24 protein-coding genes are annotated in these 26126 nt (G+C 46.7%); 18 read left to right on the top strand and 6 right to left on the bottom strand.

Annotation, left to right across the window (positions count from 1 at the left end):
- Nucleotides 1-17 precede the first annotated feature (17 nt).
- Together ACPYIV_RS11450 and ACPYIV_RS11445 are read left to right on the top strand one after the other, a co-directional pair.
- Nucleotides 18-719 (top strand): SAM-dependent methyltransferase, encoded by a 702-nt coding sequence (locus tag ACPYIV_RS11450; protein WP_425883073.1) that lies wholly within the window; start codon nt 18-20, stop codon nt 717-719.
- The gene (locus ACPYIV_RS11445) at nt 720-1295 is read left to right on the top strand and encodes an acyltransferase (protein ID WP_293734418.1); all 576 of its coding nucleotides are present in this window, start codon (nt 720-722) and stop codon (nt 1293-1295) included. It abuts the gene before it with no gap.
- Nucleotides 1296-1454: 159 nt separating this feature from the next.
- Here the strand turns inward: ACPYIV_RS11445 and ACPYIV_RS11440 are convergent, their stop codons facing one another.
- The 3 genes from ACPYIV_RS11440 to ACPYIV_RS11430 form a co-directional block, all read right to left on the bottom strand.
- Nucleotides 1455-1712: a DUF6722 family protein gene (locus tag ACPYIV_RS11440; RefSeq protein ID WP_425883071.1), complete on the bottom strand. Its 258-nt coding sequence runs from the start codon at nt 1710-1712 to the stop codon at nt 1455-1457.
- 81 nt (nt 1713-1793) lie between these two features.
- Nucleotides 1794-2651 carry a carboxylating nicotinate-nucleotide diphosphorylase gene (gene nadC / locus ACPYIV_RS11435; protein WP_293734416.1) on the bottom strand — a complete coding sequence of 286 codons (858 nt, stop codon included), beginning with the start codon at nt 2649-2651 and terminating at the stop codon, nt 1794-1796.
- Between the two features lie 9 nt (nt 2652-2660).
- Complete coding sequence (locus ACPYIV_RS11430; RefSeq protein ID WP_293734415.1) at nt 2661-3032, bottom strand: DUF4783 domain-containing protein; 372 nt, start codon at nt 3030-3032, stop codon at nt 2661-2663.
- A 90-nt stretch (nt 3033-3122) separates the two neighbouring features.
- Here ACPYIV_RS11430 and rlmH point away from each other — a divergent pair, with 90 nt between their 5' ends.
- A complete protein-coding gene (rlmH, locus tag ACPYIV_RS11425) occupies nt 3123-3596 on the top strand; it encodes a 23S rRNA (pseudouridine(1915)-N(3))-methyltransferase RlmH (RefSeq protein ID WP_293734414.1) in 474 nt (157 codons plus the stop codon).
- Between the two features lie 30 nt (nt 3597-3626).
- Here the strand turns inward: rlmH and aroC are convergent, their stop codons facing one another.
- The 3 genes from aroC to ACPYIV_RS11410 all read right to left on the bottom strand — a co-directional run bounded on the left by aroC (nt 3627) and on the right by ACPYIV_RS11410 (nt 6671).
- Entirely contained in the window at nt 3627-4697 is a 1071-nt protein-coding gene (gene aroC / locus ACPYIV_RS11420) for a chorismate synthase (protein WP_293734413.1), read from the bottom strand.
- A 124-nt stretch (nt 4698-4821) separates the two neighbouring features.
- Nucleotides 4822-5400, bottom strand: coding sequence for an FKBP-type peptidyl-prolyl cis-trans isomerase (locus tag ACPYIV_RS11415; protein WP_293734412.1), 579 nt, complete (start codon nt 5398-5400; stop codon nt 4822-4824).
- 95 nt (nt 5401-5495) lie between these two features.
- Nucleotides 5496-6671 (bottom strand): MalY/PatB family protein, encoded by a 1176-nt coding sequence (locus tag ACPYIV_RS11410; RefSeq protein WP_293734411.1) that lies wholly within the window; start codon nt 6669-6671, stop codon nt 5496-5498.
- Nucleotides 6672-8286: 1615 nt separating this feature from the next.
- Between ACPYIV_RS11410 and ACPYIV_RS11405 the strand changes: the two genes are divergently transcribed.
- From ACPYIV_RS11405 to ACPYIV_RS11335, 15 genes are all read left to right on the top strand, one after another.
- Nucleotides 8287-9438: a DUF262 domain-containing protein gene (locus tag ACPYIV_RS11405; RefSeq protein ID WP_301705424.1), complete on the top strand. Its 1152-nt coding sequence runs from the start codon at nt 8287-8289 to the stop codon at nt 9436-9438.
- Nucleotides 9435-10568: an AAA family ATPase gene (locus tag ACPYIV_RS11400; protein ID WP_301705423.1), complete on the top strand. Its 1134-nt coding sequence runs from the start codon at nt 9435-9437 to the stop codon at nt 10566-10568. The genes ACPYIV_RS11405 and ACPYIV_RS11400 overlap by 4 nt, the downstream gene beginning before the upstream one ends.
- A gap of 1 nt (nt 10569) precedes the next feature.
- Complete coding sequence (locus tag ACPYIV_RS11395; protein ID WP_425883066.1) at nt 10570-11406, top strand: hypothetical protein; 837 nt, start codon at nt 10570-10572, stop codon at nt 11404-11406.
- A 407-nt stretch (nt 11407-11813) separates the two neighbouring features.
- Nucleotides 11814-13649, top strand: coding sequence for a dihydroxy-acid dehydratase (ilvD, locus tag ACPYIV_RS11390; RefSeq protein WP_425886519.1), 1836 nt, complete (start codon nt 11814-11816; stop codon nt 13647-13649).
- A gap of 23 nt (nt 13650-13672) precedes the next feature.
- Nucleotides 13673-15373: a biosynthetic-type acetolactate synthase large subunit gene (gene ilvB / locus ACPYIV_RS11385; RefSeq protein WP_293731745.1), complete on the top strand. Its 1701-nt coding sequence runs from the start codon at nt 13673-13675 to the stop codon at nt 15371-15373.
- Between the two features lie 12 nt (nt 15374-15385).
- Entirely contained in the window at nt 15386-15946 is a 561-nt protein-coding gene (ilvN, locus tag ACPYIV_RS11380; protein WP_293731746.1) for an acetolactate synthase small subunit, read from the top strand.
- A gap of 44 nt (nt 15947-15990) precedes the next feature.
- The gene (locus ACPYIV_RS11375) at nt 15991-16722 is read left to right on the top strand and encodes an acyl-[acyl-carrier-protein] thioesterase (protein WP_425883063.1); all 732 of its coding nucleotides are present in this window, start codon (nt 15991-15993) and stop codon (nt 16720-16722) included.
- Nucleotides 16723-16760: 38 nt separating this feature from the next.
- Nucleotides 16761-17804 (top strand): ketol-acid reductoisomerase, encoded by a 1044-nt coding sequence (gene ilvC, locus ACPYIV_RS11370; protein ID WP_008149840.1) that lies wholly within the window; start codon nt 16761-16763, stop codon nt 17802-17804.
- A 225-nt stretch (nt 17805-18029) separates the two neighbouring features.
- Nucleotides 18030-19196, top strand: coding sequence for a metallophosphoesterase (locus ACPYIV_RS11365; protein ID WP_425883061.1), 1167 nt, complete (start codon nt 18030-18032; stop codon nt 19194-19196).
- Between the two features lie 4 nt (nt 19197-19200).
- A complete protein-coding gene (locus ACPYIV_RS11360; RefSeq protein WP_425883059.1) occupies nt 19201-20007 on the top strand; it encodes a carboxypeptidase-like regulatory domain-containing protein in 807 nt (268 codons plus the stop codon).
- Between the two features lie 389 nt (nt 20008-20396).
- On the top strand, nt 20397-21893 hold the full coding sequence (locus tag ACPYIV_RS11355) for a 2-isopropylmalate synthase (RefSeq protein ID WP_293731749.1): 1497 nt from the start codon (nt 20397-20399) through the stop codon (nt 21891-21893).
- A 10-nt stretch (nt 21894-21903) separates the two neighbouring features.
- Nucleotides 21904-23301, top strand: coding sequence for a 3-isopropylmalate dehydratase large subunit (gene leuC / locus ACPYIV_RS11350; RefSeq protein ID WP_293731750.1), 1398 nt, complete (start codon nt 21904-21906; stop codon nt 23299-23301).
- 165 nt (nt 23302-23466) lie between these two features.
- A complete protein-coding gene (leuD, locus tag ACPYIV_RS11345; RefSeq protein ID WP_293731751.1) occupies nt 23467-24069 on the top strand; it encodes a 3-isopropylmalate dehydratase small subunit in 603 nt (200 codons plus the stop codon).
- Nucleotides 24066-25574, top strand: a complete 1509-nt coding sequence (locus ACPYIV_RS11340; protein ID WP_293731752.1) for an alpha-isopropylmalate synthase regulatory domain-containing protein — start codon at nt 24066-24068, stop codon at nt 25572-25574. Before leuD ends, ACPYIV_RS11340 begins: the two co-directional genes overlap by 4 nt.
- A 96-nt stretch (nt 25575-25670) precedes the next feature.
- Entirely contained in the window at nt 25671-26114 is a 444-nt protein-coding gene (locus tag ACPYIV_RS11335) for a methylglyoxal synthase (protein ID WP_293731753.1), read from the top strand.
- Nucleotides 26115-26126: the final 12 nt, after the last annotated feature.

The following is a 26126-nucleotide window of genomic DNA, read 5'->3' as shown; positions in this document are numbered from 1 at the left end:
TCATAAATCATAAATTCATGTCCGCTCTCTACCTTATCCCCGTCACGCTTGGCGACGTCGAACATCGCCGGGTGCTTCCCGAATACAACCGGGAAGTCATCCTTTCCATCCGTCATTTCATTGTCGAAAATGTGCGAACGGCACGCCGTTTCCTGAAAAAGACGGAATTTTCCATCGTGATAGACGATCTTGTCTTTTATGAATTGAACAAGCATACGTCGCCAGAAGAAGTCGCCGGTTATCTGGCTCCTTTGGCGAAAGGCGAACCGGTTGGCGTGATCTCGGAGGCCGGTTGTCCGGCTGTTGCCGATCCGGGTGCGGATGTGGTGGCGATCGCACAGCGTAAAAACTACAAGGTGGTCCCGCTGGTCGGCCCTTCTTCGATCCTGATGTCGGTGATGGGCTCCGGTTTTAACGGGCAGAGTTTCGCCTTTCATGGCTATCTGCCGATCGATGCTTCGGAACGTACGAATACGATCAAAAAGTTAGAGGGCCGCATCTATTCCGAGAACCAGACGCAGTTGTTCATCGAAACGCCTTACCGCAATAATAAGTTGGCGGAGGAGCTGGTCCGCACGTGCCGCCCTTCGACCAAATTGTGCATCGCTTCGAATATCACCTGCGAAGACGAATATATCCGCACCCGCCCCGTCAAGGAATGGGCCGGCAAGATCCCCGATCTGAGCAAGAAACCGACAATCTTCTTAATCTATAAATAAATGGCAACCTATCAGGCACACGAAACAGCCGTTATCGATCCCGGATGTACGATCGGCGACGGTACCCGTATCTGGCATTTTTCCCATATCATGCCGGGATGTACGATCGGACGGGGCTGCAATATCGGGCAGAATGTAGTGATTTCCCCGGAGGTGGTTCTGGGAAATAATGTGAAGGTACAGAACAATGTCTCCGTCTATACCGGCGTGACTTGCGGGGATGATGTCTTTCTGGGACCCGGTTGTGTCTTTACCAACGTGGTCAATCCACGCAGTGCCGTTTCCCGCAAAGACCAGTACCTGAAAACGTATGTCGGCAAAGGGGCTACTGTCGGTGCGAACGCAACGATCGTTTGCGGCCATACGATCGGCGAATATGCCATGATCGGTGCAGGAGCCGTTGTCACCAAAGACATCCCGCCCTATGCTCTGGTTGTCGGCAACCCCTCCCGCCGGATCGGTTGGGTAAGCGAATACGGGCATCGCCTATCCTTCAATGAAAAAGGTATCGCCACATGCCCGGAGAGCAATCAGCAATACCAATTAGAGGGTGACGTCGTAACGCGTATTTCGTAGGGGCGAGGTCCGCTTGCCCCGGAATATGTATGATGAAGGTTTAATATTCCCCGTTGAACCATCTCTTTCCTTTCGGAGTCCGGATAAAGATGAGGAAAATAATCCCTGCTAAAGAGATAACTCCGAATAGACCTGCTAATAAATAACTTTCTATCATAATTATTCCTTTCCTTTTTTGTATAGGACAAATCCTATTATTGTTAATACTATAATAGATATACATCCAATTGCAAATGTAATGATTCTATTCATATCTGCATTTGTGATCATTGTTAATATTATCCCGCCGAAGGTTAGTTTTGAAAGATCCAAAGAATATTTACTCATTTCTAAGTAAATCGCTTTTAGTACTTTGGGAGAGATCTCTTTCGGATGCTTCTTCCTGTAAGAATACGAATTTTTCTGCAATTGTTTCATAGTTGTTCTGATTAGATGTTAATAATGGCGTAAAGATAAGTAAAAATCCTTACGCCATCTACTTTATCGGAATAAATATCTTTAGCAAGCCTTAAAGCTCATATCCAGTCCCTTGACAGAGTGTGTCAGTGCCCCGACCGAGATATAATCCACACCGCATTCCGCATAATCGCGAAGCGTGGCAAATGTGATGCCACCTGAAGATTCCAGCTCATAACGTCCGGCAACCATTTCGACAGCTTTCTTTGTATTCTCTGTATTGAAGTTGTCCAGCATGATACGGTCGATACCCCCGACACGCATCGCTTCCTGCAATTCGTCGAAGTTACGGACTTCGATTTCAATCTTCAGATCCTTGTTATTCTCTTTCAGATACTGATGGCAACGTGTGATGGCTGCTTCGATGCCGCCGGCAAAGTCCACATGGTTGTCCTTCAGCAGGATCATATCGAACAACCCGATACGATGGTTGACGCCGCCGCCGATTTTTACCGCTTCTTTCTCGACCATACGCAAGCCCGGAGTCGTTTTACGTGTATCCAGCACGCGCGTTTTCGTCCCTTCCAGAGCCTTGACATATTTGCGTGTTGTGGTTGCAATACCGCTCATGCGCTGCATAACATTGAGCATCAGGCGTTCCGTCTGTAACAACGACTGTACCTTGCCTTCGACAACGAAAGCGATATCGCCTTTTTTCACTTCGGCTCCGTCATGGATAAATGTCGTCATTTTCAGATCCGGGTCGAATGTATGGAAAATACGTTCGGCCATTTCGACGCCGGCCAGTACGCCGTCTTCCTTCACGATCAGCTGGCTCTTACCCATCTCCGTTGCCGGGATGCAACATAAAGTCGTATGGTCGCCATCGCCTATGTCTTCTGCAAATGCCAGGCGGATCAGTTCCGCAATCAGTTGTTCTTTTGTTTCTTTTACGTTCATATCTTTTGTTTATTCAATTCTGATAGACTGTATAACCGCTTTGCTTCCTTCTGCGCGGTATGTCACGTTTACGCGATATTCGCCGGTCGAAGTAGGCAGTTTGCCGACAAAGAAACCGTTCTCTTTTTTATCAGCATGGTGGACGACTGTGAATCCTGTCGGTTTGTTCCCTCCGAAGAAGGCATTCAGCATTGAAACAGCGTCGTTTGCGTTGCACTTTTTGGATGAGCCCGGTAGGGCCATGTCGACTTCTTTGTCCATTGATCCGCTGAGCGACGAGGCGTTACCTCCTTTAAAAGCGTTCGATATAGGAACTATATCGGCAGCCATTACACTCAGTACCGAGAGAACCAATGCCAACGTAAGAAATAATCGTTTCATAAGCTTTCTCCTCTTTTTGTGAGTATTATCATGCAAAGGTATGTATTTTTTCCTGTAATTTAGCGTCCTCAATCTCTAAAATGTAAACGAATGAAAATTGCACTGGTTGTGATCGGCAAGACGGATGCCGGTTATTTTGTGGAAGCGATCAATGAATACAAGAACCGCCTGGTCCATTATATCCCTTTTGAAATGGAAGTGATCCCTGACATTAAGAACGTCAGGAACCTTTCCGAATCGCAGCAGAAAGAGAAAGAAGGTGAATTGATTTTGAAAACATTACAGCCGGGCGACTATTTGGTTTTGTTGGATGAGAAAGGAAAAGAATTCACCTCGATGCAGTTTTCTACTTATATAGAAAGGAAGACGCATACGGTCCCGAAACGCTTAGTTTTTGTTGTCGGAGGCCCGTACGGTTTCAGCGATGCGGTTTATAAAGCCGCCGCCGAGAAAATATCCTTAAGCAAAATGACTTTCTCCCACCAGATGATCCGGCTGATCTTTATCGAACAGATCTACCGGGCGATGACGATCCTGAATAACGAACCGTATCATCATGAATAATGTGCCAATATTGAACAATTGGCACATTATTTATTCTCTTGTTTTTTGTATCAGCAAGTAATCAAGCAGTGTCATCGCCGTCATCGATTCGACGATAGGGACGGCGCGCGGTAAAACACACGGGTCATGACGGCCGCGGGCTTTCAGGATCGTGTCTTCGCCTTCCATATTGACGGTTTCCTGTTCCATCAGGATGGTGGCAACCGATTTGAAGGCGACACGGAAATAAATATCCTGTCCGTTCGAGATGCCTCCCTGTATGCCACCGGAATGATTCGTATGGGTGTTGATGTGCCCGTTGTCATTGAAGAAACGGTCGTTCCGCTCCGAGCCACGATATAAGGCAGCTTCGAAGCCGTCGCCATATTCGAAACCTTTTACTGCATTGATTGTCAGCATCGCATGTCCCAATGCCGCATGCAGCTTCCCGAATACCGGTTCGCCCAACCCTACGGGAACCCCCTGTGCTACACAGGTGATCACGCCACCGATCGTATCTCCTTTGGATTTCACTTCGGCAATCAAAGCTTCCATTTCTGCGGCTACGGCCGGGTCCGGACAACGTACGGCTGTGTCTTCCACCTTGCTTAAATCGTAATCCGTATAGGAGCCGTTTAGTTTGATATTCCCAACCTGCGAGGTAAATGCCTGGATCCGGATACCTTTCTGGCGAAGGGCTAACTTAGCAATAGCCCCGGCTACGCAACGGGCGATCGTTTCACGGGCAGACGAACGTCCACCACCGCGCGGGTCGCGTATTCCGTATTTGGTCTGATAGGTGAAGTCGGCATGGGAAGGACGGTAGACACTCTTCATATTGTCATAGTCCGACGAGTGCTGGTTCTTGTTCCAGATGATAAAACCGATCGGAGTACCTGTCGTCTTTCCTTCGTAAATACCGGAAAGGAACTGTACTTCGTCGTCCTCCTTGCGTGGGGTTGTGATTTTGGATTGTCCCGGTTTACGGCGGTTCAGTTCACTCTGGATAAAAGCCGTATCCAATTCGATACCGGCAGGGCATCCGTCTATTACGCCTCCGATTCCGGGACCATGCGATTCACCGAAAGAGGTCAGTCTGTATATGTTTCCGAATGTATTCACTATGAGAATTGAAAATTGAAAGTTGAGAATAGAAAATGAAAGAGAAGAAAACCAATAATATAAAAAATGGAAAAGCATCCTGTTACAGATAATTTTCCATTTTCAATTATCAATTTTCAATTATTTAGTGGCAGCTTCCGCATCCGCATCCACCTTCGTGTTTGTGGTCGCCGCAATCGCTACCGCAGTCGTCACATCCGCAATTGCATCCGCCTGCCGGAGCAGAAAGAGCTGCGATTTCTTCAGCTGTCGGTTCGTGTACGTCAATAACTTCACCGCTGAAATGCAACATTTCACCAGCCAACGGATGGTTGAAGTCCATAACGACTACATCATCTTTTACTTCCAGGACAGAACCGTTCATACGGTTGCCGTTCGAATCCATCATCGGAACCGTGTTACCTTCTTTGATCATTTCCGAGTCGAACTTTCCTTCTACCTCGAAAATATTTTTCGGAAGATCCAGTACGTGTTCCTCCACATACTCGCCGTATGCATCAGCCGGAGCTATAGAGAAGTTAAATTTGTCGCCTACTTCCAGTCCTTTCAGAGCGTCTTCAAAAGCGGGGAGCATTGCGCCTGTACCAAAGATGAATTTCAGAGGTGTCTCGGCTGTTGCTCTTTCCATCAATTCGCGTTCTTCGCCTTCGCCTACGTTCAGATCGTAAGTAACTGCAACGAACTTATTTGCTGTAATTTTCATTTGTAATTGTATTTGTGATAAATAAAACGATGACAAATTTACGTATAATTTCCGACTTGTCTGCCTAATCTCAATAATTAAATAGGCAAACAGCTTTATTTCTTATCTATAGCTTTCTTTAATGCGTCTAATGCCGAAGAGAGGACAGAACGCGGGCAACCGATGTTCAAACGCATGTGCCCTTCACCTCCGGGGCCGAACATACTTCCGTCATTCAGCAGCAAACCGGCTTTATCCTGGAACAGGCTCACCAAATCAGCTTGGCTCAGTTTCAGGTCGCGGCAATCCAACCATACAAGGAATGAAGCTTGTGGTGGATAGACCTTGATCTTCGGTAGTTTGGATTTGCAATAGTCATCCACGAAGCGGACATTTTCCGTGATATACATCCGCATCTGTTGCAGCCATTCGGCTCCGTACGTATAGGCTGCTTCTGTCGCTGTATAGGCAAAGATCGTTCCGGCATTGAATTCTCCCGCTTCCATGAAGGAATAGAATTTCTCGCGTATTTCCGCATTGGGGATGATCGAATAGGAGGTGACGATACCGGCAATGTTGAATGTCTTGCTCGGAGCCATAAAAGTAATGCTGCAATTTGCCGCCGTTTCCGAAACGGTCGCAAACGGATGATGCGTATATTGCGGATAAGCCATCTCTGCATGGATTTCATCCGAGATGACGAGTATATCATGTTGGGCGCAAACCTCCGCCAGCTTGACCAATGTGTCTTTTTTCCAGACAATACCGCCCGGATTATGAGGGTTGCAAAGGATCAGGACCTTACAATGTTCATCGATAACCGATTCGAGATTTTCAAAATCCATCTCGTAAACGCCGTCTACCATTTTAAGCGGATTGTAAACAACCTCGCGATGCATGCTTTCCGGAACGATGCGGAAGGGATGGTAAACCGGTGGCTGTATAATTACTTTGTCGCCCGGTTTGGTAAAACATTGCAGAACGAAACCGATTCCCTTTACAATACCGGGAATGTAGCTAAGCCATTCACGCTGGATTTTCCAGTTATGTTTATAATGTACCCACTCGATGATACTATTATAATAAGAGTCCGAATCGTATGTGTACCCGAAAATCTCATGTTCACAACGTTTCTTGATTGCATTGACAATAAAGTCCGGTGTCCGGAAATCCATATCGGCTACCCAAAGTGGAGTAAGGTCTTCATTTCCGAAACGTTCTTTCAGGTTGTCGAACTTGACACAGTTCGTACCCCTGCGCTCGATGATCTCGTCAAAGTTGTATTGTTTCATTATCTATAAGTTCTGTCTATTGATAGGGGCCAAAGATACGAATTATATTTAGAAACTGCTTCGATTTTTTTTAGCTAGTTATTGCCTGTAAAAGCTTGTTTATCTCCTTTAATATACTACCGGACTTTTAGTTCTGTTCCTAAGTGCCATTGCTCCTTTGTTGGGAATAGGCAGAGCCATAGTAATTCAAAAATCGACAGTTTTGTTACTTTCTTGATTTAAAATAACTCCCTATCGGTTATCAGGGCAACCTACATCAAAAAACTCATTTCTTACTAAGGTAAATTTGTCTTTTGATATGTTAAATCGCACAATAAGTCTCCTAAAATAGGAGATGTTTATATTTGCTTATTATTTAGCAATTTACATTATTGAGAGTTTCTTAAAAAATATTACTCGCAAGTGTAATTTGAAATATATGGGGTAGAAAATCAAATTAGATGCGCTACTGTTTCGATTTGGACCAACGGATAATTGGGGAAATTGTACAATAAGCCGGGAATGACAATAAGGTTCGTTTTGAGGAAAATGTGAACCTATTAGATTGCTTGAACGGCTTCCCTTAAAGGAAACAAATAGTATTAGTAAGTCGAAACAAGACTGTAAGATCCCCGGATTGATAATCCAACAAAGGTACTTATTGTATAAATCGGATAAAAAATCACGGAAAACCCCTGTTATTCCTTTTGGGGTTAACGGTTTTCAAGTCGGAAAATAAAGAAAAAAAACGATTGTTGCCGTGAGTTGCGCAGAAAATTTCCGTGACGACCGTCTTCATTGCCACGACGACCGTCTTCGTATAGGGTGAACTCGGCAGCTCGGAGCAATGAAGACGGTCGTTGCGGCGATGAAGACGGTCGTCATGAGAGCGAAGTGCCGGATATTCAAAAAAAGCCCTTTAATTCCTTGCCGCATTCCTGTATCATCCCCTATATCTTCTCAAATATTCGATTCTCCGGGAGTTCGGCTTTTCCCGAATGTCGCAAATACTGGAAAATAGATTGACAAACGACAGATCATTTTTCCGGCATCGGCGGATGGTTCACCGGATAGTTATATAAAAAGCCGTTCTTGTGGATAAATGTCAGCCCGAAGCGGTTTCTTTTTTTATCCGAAATAGAAAAAACAGGGAAAGAAGGGGGCTTATTGTCAAAATCGATATGTGGTAATATGCCGATCCCCATGATGTATTGGAGAAAGTGGAAAGTATAACCACTTTTTGGGCTCGGGAGATGATATACATATCGCATAAAAAAAGAGACGCAAATTCGTGGTTCGACCAAAGAATTCTATTAAATTTGCAAGAGGTGTAATGTTGTACATGAAATTTGTGCTTGATGCACTTTGGATGAAATCACTATTTTGTAAAAGAGAGAATTTAGAAATGCAGAGGCGAAAGATTGTTGGGATCATCACCCGTACCACTGATTTTAGCACTGTTAAACGTAATAAACTTGTATGTTGAACAAGACGCTCAAAAAGTGTCGTAAATATCACGACCGTTTGATGGTAGTTGCTGAACAAACCATCCTGCTTGATGTTGACTATGGCGTAGTGGTGAATTGTGCTAAGTTGGGGATGTATTGGTAAAACTGAAATAAAAAAGAAATAGAATATGAAAGGTAAAAAAAATATTATACTAAATCAATTAGATATTGATGATGTAGAGAAAGAAGACATAAATGGGGAAGTGGATGTTGATGTTATAACCAAGCCATTTAAACCTGATGATATTGATGTAGATATTGCTACGGTCAATCTTGGTTCTGTTATAGAACAGTTGGAAAATGAAGAAATAGATTTTCAGCCTGATTTCCAACGTGCAACCGATGTGTGGGATAACACAAAGAAAAGTCGATTGATAGAATCTATCTTATTGGGATTACCTTTACCTTCTTTTTATTTTAGTGAGGATGCTGTGACTAAAAAGTTATCCGTCATCGATGGATTACAGCGTCTGTGTGCCATTCGTGATTTTATCCTAAAATCTAAAGATGAGAATCCTTTGGTGTTACAGAATTTGCAATTCTTGAAAAACTTTGAGGGGAAAACTTACTCGGAACTGGAACGCCCCGATATAAGACGTATAAAAGCATTGAAGATAACTATGAATGTACTTCGTAAGACTACACCCAACGAAGTAAAGTTTATTATATTCCAACGTGTCAATACCGCAGGGGAACCGTTGACGCAGCAAGAGATGCGTCATGCTTTAAATCAAGGAGATGCGGCTTCGTTTATAAAGGAACTGGCTGAAATGGATTCTTTTATAAAAGCGACCAAGCATTCGGTAAAAACAAAAAGGATGGAAGACCGTGATTTTGCCAATCGCTTTATTGCCTTCTATATGGGTTATGAAGGGTACAATGGAGAATTGGATGCATTCTTAAACGATCAGATGGGTGAACTGAATAGAATGAGTCAGGAACAAAGAGAATCCATACGGCAAGCTTTTGATAAATCAATGGTATGTTGCTATCAAATTTTCGGTGATGATTCGTTTAGAAGAAGACTCAACAAGGAGGATTCCAGAAAGCCAATTTCTAAAGCTGTATATGATACGTTGAGCGTGAATGTAGCTTGGCTGACAGATGAAGAAAGAAATAAATTAGTAGCTAAGGCGGATATATTCAAAGAAGGCATGATGAAACTATTTAATGATAAATCATTTAACTTTGCAAGTTCCGCAGGTACAGGTAAAAAATCAAGTGTAGAGTTGCGTTTTACACGAGTAAAAGAATTAATCAAAAAAATAATCGAATCATGATTACGAATTTAAATATTCATAACTTTAAACTGCATAAACAGACACAGCTCGATGTAAAGGGACTAACTATCCTGACAGGTATGAACGGGATGGGAAAATCAACTGTTATACAGTCATTGATTTTATTGCGTCAATCATTTTTGATGAATGATTTGGATGCAGGTCTCAATTTGAAAGGAGATTTGTGTGATGCAGGAATATCCGGAGAATTGGCTTGCCAATCATCAGATGAACATTCATTAAGGATTGAATTGAAGTTTTCGCAGCAAGATGATTTGATATATGTTTTTGATTATCCGGAAAATATAATGGATACGTTGTTGCCGGGGGTAAAAAGCAATGTTACAGATAAAAATGTTTTATTGAAGTATTCATTATTCAATGAATATTTCCAATATTTAAGTGCTTTCCGATTTGGTCCTCAAAAAAGTTATAATCGGGATACCTCTTTAGTGGTAAGTAAAAAACAGATTTCCAAAATTATGGGGCAGTGTGAGTATGCTGTTCATTTTTTGGAGCAATATAAGAATACGGATATTCCAGTCAAAGAATTAGCGATAACAGATGAAAATGATATAACGCCGGACTTTAGATTAGTCGTACAAGTAGAGCGATGGCTACGTATGATTTCTCCTAATATAAAGATTAATATCGAACAGTCGGGTGAAGATTTCAAACTAAAATATAAGTTCAATCGAGAAGAAAATACGATTACGGAAGATATAACTGCATTAAATACTGGTTTTGGTGTTACTTATGTATTACCAATTTTAGTTGCTATACTTAGTGCACGTAAAGATTCTATCATCCTTATAGAAAATCCGGAAGCCCATATTCATCCCAAAGGCCAAGCTATATTGATGGAACTGATGGCAAAAGCGGTTGCTAATGGTATACAAATTATCTTGGAGTCACATAGTGATCATATTATCAATGGTAGTCTTGTAGCTGTGAATAAGGGGCTGATTAGTCCTGAGTCCTTATCAATTTATTATTTTAATAGAGAGGAGCATCTGCATGTGGCTATTTCTTACCCGTTAGAGATTTCAAAAAAAGGTCATATCAAACGCCCTCCAAAAGGTTTCTTTGATCAGATAGATATTGATTTGAAAACTTTGACAGGATTCTAAAATGGGGCATAGCGAACTTTTTATAATGTTTCCTTCTTATGAAGAAGTAGAGGAGAAGCCGCATTATATAAAATCCGTAGATGTAATGTCTGTGGAAGAACTCAGTAAAATGGTTAGTCGTCTGGAGGAAATAATTTGTTTTTTTCAGAATGAGAATTATGATGGTTATTACGATGGAAAGAATGTACAAGCATTTTTATGTCCATTAGAAATAGCCGAAGATTATTATCCGAATATGCAAACTCGTTTTCGTGTAATGATGAAACAATGGGGTGAGAATTGGCGTAATGATAGGAAACAAAGTGATACGGAAAAGTATTATTATTATCATATGGAAATAAAAGATGATACCCTCTGTGAATTGACAAAACGTAAAAAGGATTCTGGTGATGAATGTGCGTTTCTGTTGATCAATCAAGAAGCGTTTTCTTGCTATGAAGATAGGATTAGGACAAAATGTAATGATGATGATTTTGAGATTGAAGTCAGGAAAGCTGAAATCAAGTCTATTGCCCAATGGTTTGAAAGCAATCGGATTCCCCAAAGATGTTTTAGATTAAATCCTAAACATGGTGAGTTGGGTAAAGGGGCTCATCCTTCAAATAAAGGTGAAAAAGTATCTGTCTTAATGTGTAGCAGGGGTGAAGCGAGTAACTTATTAAAGAAGGCGATAGGCGAAGACTTAAAGACATTGTATTTTTACGATACGAATTATAATCATTATATCGAATTCAAAAGAGAAAGTGAAAATGTTTATCATGCTTTTCATTTAGAGAAGACAGATGAACAGCGAATTCCCAATAAAATCAAAGAAGCAATAAGGATGCTATCTGAATGAAAACTATCAAAAGCATCCAAATGAATTAAGATGAAATATGATCATAGAAGATTACTTGAAAGTATTAAACTGCAAGCCTATCTCCTTTCTTTGCTTGATAAATGTAAGATAAAATGATATTTTTCTTTTAATTTCTTTGGTGATACGAATTATTGTTCTACATTTGCAGCGTCAAACAAAAATAAAGACGTAAGAAAAGATGATGAACAACGTATTGCATATTATTCTCGTGGTGGTCCTTCTAGTCATTAGCAGGTAAGGAGAAAGGTGTGCAAGAAGTTGTGAAGTCGTATAAAGATATTTCTTAAGCCTTTCTCCTTACAGAGAAGGGCTTTTTTAATATATATAATGTAAGAAAGTAAATATAGGAGCGGTTTGTGAGCCGTTCGAAAATAACAAATAATATGATGAAGAATCCGTTAAGAAGTTCATACAGCACAGAGGGCAGACGCATGGCCGGAGCCCGTGCTTTGTGGCGCGCCAACGGCCTGAAAGAAGAGCAGTTCGGCAAACCGATTATAGCCATTGTGAATTCATTTACCCAGTTTGTACCCGGTCATGTCCATTTGCATGAGATCGGGCAGCAGGTAAAAGCGGAGATCGAAAAGCTGGGTTGCTTTGCTGCCGAGTTCAATACGATTGCTATTGACGACGGTATCGCTATGGGACACGACGGAATGCTCTATTCGCTCCCTTCACGTGATATTATTGCAGACAGCGTCGAGTATATGGTGAATGCCCACAAAGCCGATGCAATGGTTTGCATCAGCAATTGCGACAAGATCACTCCGGGTATGCTGATGGCATCCATGCGGCTCAATATCCCGACTATCTTTGTTTCCGGCGGTCCGATGGAAGCCGGCGAGCTGGATAACCGCCATCTGGATTTGATCGATGCCATGATCGAATCGGCCGATACTTCGGTTAGCGATGAACGGATCGCGCAGGTGGAACGGAATGCCTGTCCGGGATGCGGTTGCTGTTCCGGTATGTTTACGGCCAATTCGATGAACTGCCTGAACGAAGCGATCGGCCTGGCACTTCCGGGCAACGGGACGATTGTCGCCACGCATGTGGGCCGTACGCAACTGTTCCGCGATGCTGCCCGGCAGATTGTAGAAAATGCCTATAAATACTATCGTGATGGCGATGAATCGGTTCTTCCCCGCAGTATCGCCACCCGTCAGGCTTTCCTGAATGCCATGTCATTGGATATTGCAATGGGTGGTTCCACCAATACGGTTCTCCACCTGCTCGCAGTTGCACAGGAGGCGGAAGCGGACTTCACGATGGACGATATCGATATGCTCTCCCGCAAGACTCCCTGCCTTTGCAAGGTCGCTCCCAACACACATACGTATCATGTCCAGGATGTAAACCGCGCCGGTGGCATCATGGGGATCATGAACGAACTGCTGAAAGGGGGCTTGGTGGACGGAAATGTGAAACGTGTGGACGGCATGACACTTGCCGAAGCCGTAGATAAATTTGCCATCACCTCCCCGAATGTAACGGACGAGGCGGTTAAGAAATATAAGAGTGCCCCTGCCCACCGTTTCAGTATTCAGATGGGATCGCAGGAGACCTATTATAAAGAACTGGATACCGACCGTGCCGTCGGATGTATCCGTGACATCGAACATGCCTATTCCAAAGACGGCGGCCTGGCCGTCCTGAAAGGGAATATCGCATTAGACGGATGTGTGGTCAAGACCGCCGGTGTGGATGAAAGCATCTGGAAGTTTGCTGGCCCAGCAAAAGTATTCGATTCGCAGGATGCGGCTTGCGAAGGCATCCTCGGCGGAAAAGTCGTCTCGGGCGATGTGGTGGTGATCACACACGAAGGGCCGAAGGGCGGTCCGGGCATGCAGGAAATGCTTTATCCTACCTCTTATATAAAGAGCCGCCATTTAGGCAAGGAATGTGCGCTGATCACAGACGGCCGTTTCAGCGGCGGTACTTCCGGCCTTTCCATCGGCCACGTCTCTCCCGAAGCTGCGGCAGGCGGAGCGATCGGTCTGGTGAAAGACGGCGATATAATCGAAATCGATATCCCCGAACGTACGATTAACGTGAAGGTTAGCGATGAAGAACTGGCAGAGCGCCGTAAAGCGGAAGAGGCCCGCGGCACAAAAGCCTTTACGCCTCCTCATCGCCAGCGAGTCGTCTCGAAAGCCTTGAGAGCCTACGGCAAGATGGTCAGTTCGGCCGATAAGGGTGGAGTGAGGATAGTAGAAGATTAAACACAAGACTAAAATAAAGAGATATGGAGAAACAGATGATAACCGGTTCGGAGGCTTTGTTAAAGTCACTGATAGCTGAAGGCGTAGATACGATCTTCGGTTACCCCGGCGGACAGGCGATCCCTATTTACGACAGTTTGTATGACTACAGGGATAAATTGAAACATGTTTTGGTGCGTCATGAACAAGGGGCGACGCATGCTGCACAGGGATATGCCCGCGTGTCGGGCAAAGTAGGGGTGACGTTGGTTACTTCAGGTCCCGGTGCGACGAATACCATCACCGGTATTGCCGATGCGTTGATGGACAGCACGCCTATGGTGGTCATCGCCGGCCAGGTTCCTTCTCCATTGCTCGGAACCGACGCTTTCCAGGAAGTCGATGTGATCGGTATTACGCAACCGATCACCAAATGGGCATATCAGATCCGCAAACCGGAAGAGATTGCGTGGGCTGTTTCGCGTGCTTTCTATATCGCTTCTACCGGACGTCCGGGACCTGTCGTGCTCGACCTGGCAAAGGATGCCCAGGTGGGATTGGTGGACTACGAATATAAGAAGGTGGATTTCGTACGCAGCTACCAACCGGAACCGGACATCAACCGGGATCGCATCAAAACGGCTGCCGCACTGATTAATAAAGCGGAGAAACCGTTCTGCTTAGTCGGACAAGGTGTCCTGCTGGGAGGCGCCGAAGAGGAGCTGAAGGCATTCCTGTTGAAGAATGACATCCCTGCCGGCTCGACCGTTCTCGGACTGTCGGCGTTGCCAACCGATTTTCCTTTGAATAAAGGTATGCTCGGTATGCACGGTAATGTAGGCCCGAACAGGAAAACCAACGAATGCGACGTGCTGATCGCTATCGGGATGCGTTTCGACGACCGTGTGACCGGTGATCTGAAGACATATGCCAAGCAGGCGAAAGTGATTCATCTGGATATCGATAACTCGGAGATCGGGAAGAACGTGCCGGTCGATGTGAAGGTCCTCGGAAATGCCAAACATACCATCCCGATGATAACAGCCTTGCTGGAAGAACGGAAACGCCCGGAGTGGAATGCCGAGTTCGAACCGGATGCACAGGAAGAGTATGAAAAGGTGATCGAAAAGGAATTGTGTCCGGCCGGCGGACAGTTGAAAATGGGCGAAGTCGTCCGGAAAGTATCCGAAGCAACCGGCAACGATGCCATCTTAGTGACGGATGTCGGACAGAACCAGATGATGGGCGTCCGCTACTTCAAATATAAACGGACCCGCAGCGTAGTTACTTCGGGCGGCCTGGGGACGATGGGCTTTGGCCTTCCCGCCGCCATGGGAGCCAAGTTCGGTGCGCCCGACCGTACGGTCTGCTTCTTTACCGGCGACGGCGGGATGCAGATGACGATCCAGGAGCTGGGAACCATCATGCAGGAAAAACTGGATGTGAAAATCATTATCCTCAATAATAACTTCTTAGGGATGGTACGCCAGTGGCAGGAACTGTTCTTCCACGAACGCTACTCGAATACGATCATGGAGAATCCCGATTTCGTTGCGATCGCGAAAGCGTACGGCATTGCCAGCCGCGCCGTGGAAAAACGGGAGGAACTGGATGAGGCAATCGCCGAGATGTTGAACCACGACGGGGCGTATGTGCTGGTTGCCAACGTGGAGACGTGCGGCATGGTATATCCGATGGTTCCAGCAGGGGCAAGCGTGACAAACATGATATTAGGAGATAAGTAAGGAGGCGAAGCTATGACAACAAAAAAATTATATACCGTTATTATCTTTTCAGAGAATACAGTAGGTCTTCTGAACCAGATTACGATTATCTTTACGCGCCGGCAGTTGAACATCGAGACGCTTTCCGTTTCACCTTCTGCCATACAGGGCATACACAAGTTTACGATCACCACATTTGCCGACGAAGATATGATCGACAAAGTCGTGAAGCAGATCGACAAGCGTGTGGACATCCTGAAGGCCTATTACAATACGGATGAGGACCTGGTTTTCCAGGAGATCGCCCTCTATAAGCTGAGTACCGAATTGTTCATCAAGATGGGTACGGTCGAGGATCTGATCCGTAAGTATAACGCCCGTATTCTGGAAATGAACGAAACCTGTGTCGTCTTGGAAAAGAGCGGGCACTACGACGAGACGCAAGCGCTGTTCAAAGAGTTGAGCGAATCGATCGGTGTCCTCCAGTTCATCCGTTCCGGCCGCGTTGCGATCACCAAGAGCCGTGTGGAACGCCTGAGCGACATGCTGGCCGAAATGGAACGCAAGTTACAGGAAAAACAAAACAGACAATAATAACGTAGGGGCGGGGTCTGCCCGCCCCCATAAACGATAGAATTATGGACAAAAACAAAGTGGGAGAATTTCATTTCGTCACAGAACCGTACTTGTTGGATTTCCGTGGACGTGTCACGATCCCGATGATCGGGAACTACCTGATCCATGTCGCCTCCGCCCATGCCGCCGAGCGCGGGTTCGGCTTCAACGATATGTCGGAGCGGCATACGGCCTGGGTACTTTCCCGCCTGGCGATCGAAATGATCGAATATCCCGCCATGTCCGAACCCATAACTCTCTATACTTGGGTGGACGAAGTCGGTCGCCTCTTTACCAGCCGTTGTTTCGAGCTGGTGGACAGTAACGGGAAGACATTCGGTTACGCCCGCTCCATCTGGGCGGCTATCGATGTGGAGACACGTCGGCCGACCTTGCTGGACGTCGCCGGGCTGAGCGCCTACGTCACCGACCGTCCCTGCCCGATCGAAAAGCCGGGAAAGATTGCGGCCGTGGAGAATGATACGGAAGGAATCCCTTATATCATCAAATACAGCGACCTCGACATCAATGGTCATCTGAACAGCATTAAGTATATGGAGCATCTGCTTGACTTGTTCGATCTGGACCTGTTTAAAACAAATGATATCAAACGTTTCGAAATCGCTTACCAGTCCGAAGGCAAGTATGGGATGGAACTCAGGTTGCACAAGAAAGAGGCAGATACCGGAAAATACGATATGGCAATCAGTAACGAAGGCAAAGCGATCTGCCGCGCCGCCGTTACGTGGAAATAGAAACAACTATATTAAATACATTTTAAAATAAAAAGAAAATGGCAGTAATGAATTTTGGCGGTGTTGACGAAAACGTAGTAACCCGCGAAGAATTTCCGTTGGAAAAAGCAAGAGAAGTGTTGAAAGATGAAGTAATCGCAGTGATCGGTTACGGTGTTCAGGGTCCTGGACAGAGTTTGAACTTGCGTGACAACGGTTTCAATGTGATCGTAGGACAACGTCCGGGCAAGACGTACGACAAGGCTGTTGCCGACGGTTGGGTGCCGGGCGAAACATTGTTCGGTATCGAAGAAGCTTGCGAAAAAGCAACCATCATACAGGTCCTGCTTTCCGACGCCGCTCAGATCGAATGCTGGCCGCGCATCAAGAAATACCTGACTCCGGGCAAGGCGTTGTATTTCTCCCACGGTTTCGCTATCACTTACAAGGAACGTACCAACATCATCCCTCCTGCTGATGTAGACGTGATCCTGATCGCTCCGAAAGGTTCGGGCACTTCATTGCGCCGTATGTTCCTGCAGGGACGTGGCTTGAACTCCAGCTACGCAATCTTCCAGGATGCAACGGGTAAAGCATGGGATCGGGTAATCGCACTGGGTATCGGTGTCGGTTCCGGTTATCTGTTCGAAACGACATTCAAAAAGGAAGTGTATTCCGACTTGACCGGCGAACGCGGTACTTTGATGGGTGCTATCCAGGGTTTGTTGTTGGCTCAATACGAAACATTGCGTGAAAACGGCCACGAACCTTCCGAAGCGTTCAACGAAACAGTGGAAGAACTGACACAGTCTTTGATGCCGCTGTTCGCAGAAAACGGCATGGACTGGATGTATGCAAACTGTTCGACAACTGCACAGCGCGGCGCTTTGGATTGGATGGGCCCGTTCCACGATGCTGTCAAGCCTGTGTTTGAGAAATTATACCGGGAGGTCGCCTGTGGCAACGAAGCACAGCGTTCTATCGATACGAACAGCAAACCGGATTATCGCGAAGGATTGGAAAAAGAACTGGCGGCATTACGCGAAAGCGAAATGTGGCGTGCAGGTGCAGTCGTTCGTAAATTGCGTCCGGAAAACAATTGATAAGTAACGGGAAGATTACACTTCCCGGATAAATTTAGACACAGATATATAAGGCTATAAGGGTTGAATTCATCCTTGCCTTGTATATCTGTGTTTGTTTTTTTGCTACTTTTGAACGGGTAGCTTTTTGTTTCCCTTTTATTGAAGGAAAAGTATCATTTTTGTAAAGTGGCTATGGGCAGGAAGCGGTATCTTCGCAGTCTGAATAACTTAATTTATTATATCATGAAAAGATTTCAGGTTTTAATGGTGTTTCTCTGGTTGTCAGTTTGTTTGGCAGGAGCGGTAGAATCAAAGATTCAATTAGTGCATGGCCCTTATTTGCAGAATCTGGGGCCTGATGAAGTGACGATCGTTTGGTTGTCGGATAAGCCGTCTGTCGGTTGGGTGGAACTGGCGCCGGATGATGATACGAACTTTTATGCTGCCGAACGTCCCAAATATTATGACGCCCGTAACGGGGTAAAGAATACATCGACAATCCATACCGTGAAGATTAAAGGATTGAAACCGGGTACAAACTACCGCTACCGCGTTTTCGCACAGGAAGTGTTGAGCCATGTCGGGCATAAGGTCATCTATGGGAATTATGCCTCTACGGATGTCTACTCCCGTAAGCCGTTAGTCTTCAAGACTAGCGATCCTGCAGACAAAACCGTCTCATTCGCGATGGTGAACGACATACATGGTAAGAACGACGTGCTGGCGAACCTTGTTTCCAAATGCGATCTGAAGAAGACGGACTTCTTCCTCTTTAACGGCGATATGGTTTCCGTCTTCAACGAAGAAAACCATATCTTCGACGGTTTCATGGACACGGCGACCAAACTGTTTGCCTCCGAGATCCCGATGTACTATACGCGGGGTAACCACGAAACACGCGGCGCTTTTGCAACCGAATTCCAACGCTACTTTTCTCCGAAAGAGGAAAATATCTACTATACTTTCCGGCAAGGTCCGATCTGTTTCGTTATCCTGGATACGGGAGAGGATAAACCGGATTCCGACATCGAATATGCCGGCATAACGGTTTATGACGAATACCGGACAGAACAGGCGGAATGGTTGCGCCAGGTATTGAATAGCAAAGAATATCAGGAAGCTCCTTTTAAAGTCATTGTCGCCCATATTCCGCCGATAGGTGGCTGGCATGGAAATCTGGAAGTGGAAAATAAATTCATGCCGTTACTGCGTGAAGCCAAGCCGGACGTGATGCTTTGTGGTCACCTGCACCGTTTCATCCATCAGGATGCGAATGCCAAGACTCCGTTCCCGATCATTATCAACTCCAACACGGCTGTCCTGAAAGCAACTGCCGATCCGAAAGAACTGAAGATGCAGGTTGTGGATGTGGACGGGAAAGTGTTGGATCAATTCTCCATAAAAAAATAATATCATGAGAAGTTTTTTATTATTCCTGTTGCTGTCTTTGCCTCTGGTAAGCGCGCAGGAACATAAGACCGAGATAAGCGGAACGGTGAAGGATTCGAAGGGAATACCTGTCGCTTTTGTGAATATAGGCGTGATGGGGAAAGGTTTCGGAGGGATGACTGACGATGCCGGAACGTTCCGTTTGCTTGTGCCGGACTCTCTGCTGAACGAACAGTTGACCATATCGCACATTGCCTATAAAAAGTATGCCTGCGGGATCCGCAAAGTTGCATCTTCCCCTCTGAACATCGTATTGGAAGATAGTTTGTTGACGCTCCCGGAAGTGAATATCTCTCCTATGAAAGGGAAATGGGTCAGTAATAAGGGAATGCGTGTGCCCGGTGGTGTCATGACTACCGATAAGGCCGGCAGTCTGGGGGAAGAAATAGGCATTTCTGTTAAGCTCGGAAAAGACGGGTTGCTGGAACAAATACGGCTACCCATTTCCCAATGCACGTATGACAGCGTTCTGGTACGCGTGAATCTGTATCTTCTTTCTGATGAGTTGAATCCGGAGCGATTGCCCGTACAACCCCTTTACCGGACTATCCGGAAAACGGATAAGAAAGAGAAGATACTGTTTACCTACGATACGCCTCCCCTGATACCGGCGGGAAACATCCGGGTAGGGTTTGAAATTGTTCGCGTCGACGGAGACGGGAAACTTATCTTCCCGCTCTACTCCACCAGCAGTCTGCACCGGTCGGTATCGTTGGATGACTATAAAAAAGCGTCATTTGGCATTAAGGCTTCCGTATATGTACGGCAGTGATATAAAGAAGCCTTAAAGAATAGCAGGTGCGGCTCGATAAGTCGGTTTAGGTTATGAATTGAAGTTGCCTGCATGTATTCGCCTTACGTTTTATAAGAAAATATCATTAAAAAACTTCGAATTATATTTGGCGGTTTGAAAAAAGGCTGTATCTTTGCAGCGTTCAAACAAAAACAAGTTAAAAGGACAACATGAAACAGGCAATGCTAAATAGTCTCATTATTTCTCTAAACATTATTCTACTCTGGGAACGGGATAGGAAGTGAGACTGTGTATGCTTTGCTGGGCATTAAGATATGAAAAAGCCTTTCTCACTTCCTTGTGAGAGAGGCTTTTTTTATTCAACCAACTTACGAAAAGGTATTAACAAATTTAAGACGATAAGAACTATGTCAGACAGATTATTTATTTTCGACACGACATTGCGCGACGGTGAGCAAGTGCCGGGTTGCCAGTTGAACAGTATTGAAAAGATTCAGGTTGCCAGAGCATTGGAAGAACTGGGGGTAGACGTGATAGAAGCCGGCTTCCCCGTATCGAGCCCGGGCGATTTCAATAGCGTTGTCGAAATATCGAAAGCCGTAACCTGGCCTACGATCTGTGCGCTTACCCGCGCGGTGGAAAAAGACATCGATGTGGCTGCCGAAGCCCTGAAATATGCGAAGCACGGACGTATCCATACCGGGATCGGGACTTCTGATTCACATATCAAATACAAATTCAATTCCAACCGCGAAGAAATTCTGGAACGTGCCATTGCAGCTACCAAATACGCCAAGAGATATGTGGAAGATATCGAGTTCTACTGTGAGGATGCCGGACGTACGGACAACGAATACCTGGCACGTGTGGTAGAAGCTGTCATCAAAGCAGGGGCTACGGTGGTGAATATCCCCGATACGACCGGTTATTGCCTGCCGGACGAGTATGGTGCGAAAATCAAATATCTGATGGAACATGTGAACGGTATCGAAAACGCGATCCTTTCGACCCATTGCCATAACGACCTGGGGATGGCGACTGCCAACACTGTGCAGGGCGTCTTGAACGGAGCGCGCCAGGTGGAAGTCACCATGAACGGTATCGGTGAACGTGCCGGTAATACGTCTCTGGAAGAAATAGCGATGATCTTCAAAAGCCATAAAGAACGCGGCATTATCACTAATATCAATACGACCAAGATATACGGTGTCAGCCGCATGGTGTCCAGCCTGATGAACATGCCGATCCAGCCGAACAAGGCGATTGTCGGACGTAACGCGTTCGCCCATTCTTCCGGTATCCACCAGGACGGCGTTCTGAAGAACCGTGAAAGTTATGAAATTATCGACCCGAAGGATGTGGGAATCGACGATAACGCGATCGTGCTGACTGCCCGTAGCGGACGGGCAGCGCTGAAGCACCGCTTACAGGTATTGGGCGTCGAGCTGTCGCAGGAAAAGTTGGATAAGGTCTATGACGAATTCCTGAAACTGGCCGACCGCAAGAAAGATATCAACGACGACGACGTATTGATGCTTGCCGGCAAGGATCGTACGGCTATGCATCGCATCAAGCTGGAGTATCTGCAAGTGACTTCGGGTGTCGGCCTGCAATCCGTGGCCAGCGTCTGCCTGAATATCGCAGGCGAGAAGTTCGAAGCGGCCGCTTCCGGTAACGGCCCTGTCGATGCGGCCATCAAGGCGGTGAAATCCATTATCCACCGTACGATGACGATCCAGGAATTCCTGATCCAGGCGATCAACAAAGGCAGCGACGACATGGGTAAGGTACACATGCAGGTCGAATACGAAGGAAACCGTTATTACGGTTTTGCTGCCAATACCGATATTATTGCCGCTTCTGTTGAGGCATTTATCGATGCAATTAATAAATTTGTAAAATGAACTGATAAATATGAATACATTATTCGACAAAATCTGGGATTCCCACGTGGTGACAACGATCGAAGAGGGACCCACACAGCTTTACATCGACAGGTTGTACTGTCATGAAGTAACCAGTCCGCAAGCCTTTGCCGGTATGCGTGCACGTGGTTTGAAACCGCTCCGTCCGGAACGTATCTATTGTATGCCGGACCATAACACGCCGACACACGATCAGGACAAACCGATCGAAGATCCTGTTTCGAAGAATCAGGTCGATACGTTGGCTAAGAATGCTTTCGAATTCGGGTTGACGCATTATGGGATGATGGATGAACGCAACGGCATCATCCACGTGGTAGGTCCGGAACGCGGACTGACCTTGCCGGGGATGACGATCGTTTGCGGCGACTCGCACACCTCTACCCACGGAGCGGTCGGAGCGGTCGCTTTCGGTATCGGGACCAGTGAAGTGGAAATGGTGATGGCTTCACAGTGTATCTTGCAGGCAAAGCCGAAAACCATGCGTATCCGTGTGGAAGGTAATCTTGGAAAAGGGGTGACGGCAAAGGATGTCGCTCTCTATATCATGTCGAAAGTGACGACCAGCGGCGCCACCGGATATTTCATCGAATATGGCGGATCGGCGATCCGCAGCCTGACGATGGAAGGCCGTCTGACTTTGTGCAACCTGTCTATCGAAATGGGGGCACGCGGCGGGATGATCGCGCCCGATGAAACAACCTTTGCCTATCTCAAAGGACGTGAAAATGCTCCGGTAGGCGAAGAATGGGACAAGGCGGTTGCCTATTGGAAAACGTTGAAGAGCGGCGATGATGCCGTGTTTGACAAAGAAATCCTGTTTAATGCGGCCGATATCGAGCCGATGGTGACCTATGGAACCAATCCGGGTATGGGCATGGGCGTCACGCAAACGATCCCGACTGTCGAAGGCATGAACGAGGTGGCTAAAACGTCTTTTATGAAATCGATGGGATATATGGGCTTCGAACCGGGTGAATCGTTGCTCGGCAAGAAGATCGATTATGTGTTCTTAGGTTCTTGCACCAATGGACGTATCGAAGATTTCCGCGCTTTCGCTTCTATTGTAAAGGGACGGAAGAAAGCCGATCATGTGATCGCCTGGCTGGTTCCCGGCTCCTGGATGGTAGATGCGCAGATTCGCGAAGAGGGGTTGGACAAGATATTTGAAGAGGCTGGCTTCCAACTCCGCCAACCGGGATGTTCGGCTTGCCTGGCGATGAACGATGATAAGATCCCGGCAGGAAAATATGCCGTCTCGACAAGCAATCGTAACTTCGAAGGACGCCAGGGACCGGGTGCCCGTACGATCCTGGCCGGTCCGTTAGTGGCAGCGGCAGCAGCGGTGACAGGGGAAATCACCGATCCGAGGACCTTGATTGGATAAGGCCGGATGTACCGTGCTACACCGACGCCCTGTGTAACGCTACACATGCATCGTGGGTAACGTTACACATGCCTCGAGGGTAACGTTACACAGACACCCTGTGTAACCCGGCACAGAGGATTTGTCCGAAACGAAATAGTAAAACAATAAAATTGATAAAGAGAAATGAAACAGAAATTCAACATCATAACATCGACCTGCGTCCCTCTTCCCCTTGAGAATGTGGATACGGACCAGATCATTCCTGCCCGCTTCCTGAAGGCTACCGACAAGAAGGGGTTCGGTGAAAACCTGTTCCGCGACTGGCGGTACGACAAGCAGGGTAACAAAATCGAATCGTTTGTCCTGAACGATCCGACCTACGGCGGACAGATCTTAGTGGCAGGGAAGAACTTCGGTTCGGGCTCCAGCCGTGAGCACGCGGCATGGGCGATTGCTGATTACGGGTTCCGGGTTGTCGTGTCCAGCTTCTTTGCGGATATCCACAAAAACAATGAATTGAACAATTTTGTTCTTCCTGTAGTGGTTAGCGAACCGTTCTTAGCCGAACTTTTCGAATCGATTTTTGCCGATCCGAAAACAGAAGTCGAAGTCAATCTGCCCGCCCAAACCATCACCAATAAGGCGACCGGTAAGAGCGAGCACTTCGACATCAATGCCTATAAAAAAGACTGCTTGGTGAACGGCCTCGACGACATCGACTACTTGTTATCCAATAAAGCGAAGATCGAAGCATTCGAAAGGGAACGCAGTAATAAAGAATTATGATAGAAATAATGGATACCACCCTGCGCGACGGGGAACAGACATCGGGCGTTTCTTTTGCGGCGCATGAGAAGCTGAGCATTGCACAGGCATTGCTCGACCTGGGCGTGAACCGTCTGGAGATCGCCTCTGCGCGTGTCTCGGACGGCGAGTTCGAGGCCGTGAAGCGCGTGGCTTCCTGGGCGGAACGTACCGGGAACATTCAGAAGCTCGAAGTGCTCGGCTTTGTGGATGGCAACGTCTCGCTCGACTGGATCGAAGCGGCCGGATGCCGTGTGGTAAACCTGCTTTGCAAAGGCTCTTACAAGCATGTGACTGAGCAGCTCCGTAAGACTCCCGAACAGCATTTCGCCGATATTCGCTCCGTCATCAACCTGGCTACCGAACGGGGAATCGCCGTGAACGTCTATCTGGAAGACTGGTCGAACGGTATCAAGAACTCGCCCGAATATGTTTATCAGTTCGTCGATTCGCTCCGCGACCTGCCGATCAGCCGTTTCATGTTGCCCGATACGCTCGGCATCCTGAACCCCGGCAACACCTACGAGTATTGCAAGGCAATGGTTACACGCTATCCGGACCTGAAGTTCGATTTCCATGCCCATAACGACTACGACCTGGCGGTTGCGAACGTTTACTCCGCCGTCCGTGCCGGCATAGAAGGCCTTCATACCACGTTGAACGGACTCGGTGAACGCGCCGGAAATGCCCCGCTCAGCAGCGTGCTTGCCGTATTGAAAGACCAGTTGGGAATGGAGACGACGCTCAGGGAAGAGCGGATTAATTACGCCAGCCGCCTTGTGGAAACCTTCTCCGGTGTCCATATCCCGCCTAACAAACCGATTATCGGCGAACATGTCTTTACGCAATGCGCCGGTGTCCATGCCGACGGAGACAGCAAGAACAACTTGTATTGCAACGACCTCCTGCCCGAACGTTTCGGCCGTGTCCGCGAATATGCACTCGGCAAAACCTCCGGCAAGGCGAATATCCGCAAGAACCTCGAATCGCTGGGGATCGACATCGACGAGAACTCCATGCGTAAAGTGACCGAGCGGATCATCGAGCTGGGTGATAAGAAAGAAATGGTTACGACGGAAGATCTTCCGTATATTATCAGCGATGTGCTCCATCACGATACGATGGCCGACCAGCGCATCCGCATCTTGAATTATTCCCTGTCTTTGGCGCAGGGGCTGAAACCGGTCGCCACCCTGAAGATAGAGATCAACGGCGAAGCCTATCAGGAATCGGCTTCCGGTGACGGACAGTACGATGCTTTCGTGCGTGCCCTCCGGAAGATCTATACCGATCTGGGCCGTCCTTTCCCGATGCTGACCAACTACTCCGTTTCCATACCCCCCGGCGGACGAACCGATGCTTTCGTGCAGACCATCATCAGCTGGAATTATGCAGGAGTGGACTTTAAGACCCGCGGCCTCGATGCGGACCAGACGGAAGCTGCCATCAAGGCGACTTTGAAGATGCTGAACAAGATAGAACAATAATAATGTGCCAATTTGCTAATGTGCCAATGAAAGAAAAATTGCTACATCAGCACATCGGTACATTGGCACATTGGCAAATTATTAAATATTGAAGTTATGAAGAAGTTAACAATTGCGCTTGTAGCGCACGACAACCGGAAGGCTGACATGGTAGAATGGGCGGTTCACAATGCTGAATTTCTTTCCCATCATCACATTGTATGTACCGGAACAACCGGAAACCTCGTTCGCCAGGCAATGGAAGAAAAGGGGGTTCCGGCGGATATCACCTGCATGCACTCCGGCCCGCTGGGTGGAGATGCTGAAATCGCTGCGATGGTCGTGCGGAAGGAAATAGACCTTGCCGTATTCCTGATCGATGACCTGAACCCGCAACCGCACGAGGCCGACATTCAGATGTTGCTTCGCCAATGCCGTGTCCATAACGTGCCTATCGCTTGTAATCGGTATAGCGCCGACCTGATGATTACAAGTTCGCTGTGGGATGATGAGAACTACGTCCCGACAGAACCTAAATATGTCTATTTTAAAAGAGATTAATAACATAACAAA

The sequence above is a fragment of the Parabacteroides vesiculifaciens genome (assembly GCF_049860805.1).
Classification (GTDB): Bacteria; Bacteroidota; Bacteroidia; order Bacteroidales; family Tannerellaceae; genus Parabacteroides.
The sequence above is the reverse complement of the archived record's forward strand: the minus strand, read 5'-3'. Positions and strand labels throughout refer to the sequence as shown.

Excerpts from the sequence above, each read along its gene's own strand:
- ACPYIV_RS11450 (WP_425883073.1), top strand. The coding sequence starts at position 18 with ATGTCCGCTCTCTACCTTATCCCCGTCACGCTTGGCGACGTCGAACAT.
- ACPYIV_RS11445 (WP_293734418.1), top strand. The coding sequence starts at position 720 with ATGGCAACCTATCAGGCACACGAAACAGCCGTTATCGATCCCGGATGT.
- ACPYIV_RS11440 (WP_425883071.1), bottom strand. The coding sequence starts at position 1,712 with ATGAAACAATTGCAGAAAAATTCGTATTCTTACAGGAAGAAGCATCCG.
- nadC (WP_293734416.1), bottom strand. The coding sequence starts at position 2,651 with ATGAACGTAAAAGAAACAAAAGAACAACTGATTGCGGAACTGATCCGC.
- ACPYIV_RS11430 (WP_293734415.1), bottom strand. The coding sequence starts at position 3,032 with ATGAAACGATTATTTCTTACGTTGGCATTGGTTCTCTCGGTACTGAGT.
- rlmH (WP_293734414.1), top strand. The coding sequence starts at position 3,123 with ATGAAAATTGCACTGGTTGTGATCGGCAAGACGGATGCCGGTTATTTT.
- ACPYIV_RS11415 (WP_293734412.1), bottom strand. The coding sequence starts at position 5,400 with ATGAAAATTACAGCAAATAAGTTCGTTGCAGTTACTTACGATCTGAAC.
- ACPYIV_RS11410 (WP_293734411.1), bottom strand. The coding sequence starts at position 6,671 with ATGAAACAATACAACTTTGACGAGATCATCGAGCGCAGGGGTACGAAC.
- ACPYIV_RS11405 (WP_301705424.1), top strand. The coding sequence starts at position 8,287 with ATGAAAGGTAAAAAAAATATTATACTAAATCAATTAGATATTGATGAT.
- ACPYIV_RS11400 (WP_301705423.1), top strand. The coding sequence starts at position 9,435 with ATGATTACGAATTTAAATATTCATAACTTTAAACTGCATAAACAGACA.
- ACPYIV_RS11395 (WP_425883066.1), top strand. The coding sequence starts at position 10,570 with ATGGGGCATAGCGAACTTTTTATAATGTTTCCTTCTTATGAAGAAGTA.
- ilvD (WP_425886519.1), top strand. The coding sequence starts at position 11,814 with ATGAAGAATCCGTTAAGAAGTTCATACAGCACAGAGGGCAGACGCATG.
- ilvB (WP_293731745.1), top strand. The coding sequence starts at position 13,673 with ATGGAGAAACAGATGATAACCGGTTCGGAGGCTTTGTTAAAGTCACTG.
- ilvN (WP_293731746.1), top strand. The coding sequence starts at position 15,386 with ATGACAACAAAAAAATTATATACCGTTATTATCTTTTCAGAGAATACA.
- ACPYIV_RS11375 (WP_425883063.1), top strand. The coding sequence starts at position 15,991 with ATGGACAAAAACAAAGTGGGAGAATTTCATTTCGTCACAGAACCGTAC.
- ilvC (WP_008149840.1), top strand. The coding sequence starts at position 16,761 with ATGGCAGTAATGAATTTTGGCGGTGTTGACGAAAACGTAGTAACCCGC.
- ACPYIV_RS11365 (WP_425883061.1), top strand. The coding sequence starts at position 18,030 with ATGAAAAGATTTCAGGTTTTAATGGTGTTTCTCTGGTTGTCAGTTTGT.
- ACPYIV_RS11360 (WP_425883059.1), top strand. The coding sequence starts at position 19,201 with ATGAGAAGTTTTTTATTATTCCTGTTGCTGTCTTTGCCTCTGGTAAGC.
- ACPYIV_RS11355 (WP_293731749.1), top strand. The coding sequence starts at position 20,397 with ATGTCAGACAGATTATTTATTTTCGACACGACATTGCGCGACGGTGAG.
- leuC (WP_293731750.1), top strand. The coding sequence starts at position 21,904 with ATGAATACATTATTCGACAAAATCTGGGATTCCCACGTGGTGACAACG.
- leuD (WP_293731751.1), top strand. The coding sequence starts at position 23,467 with ATGAAACAGAAATTCAACATCATAACATCGACCTGCGTCCCTCTTCCC.
- ACPYIV_RS11340 (WP_293731752.1), top strand. The coding sequence starts at position 24,066 with ATGATAGAAATAATGGATACCACCCTGCGCGACGGGGAACAGACATCG.
- ACPYIV_RS11335 (WP_293731753.1), top strand. The coding sequence starts at position 25,671 with ATGAAGAAGTTAACAATTGCGCTTGTAGCGCACGACAACCGGAAGGCT.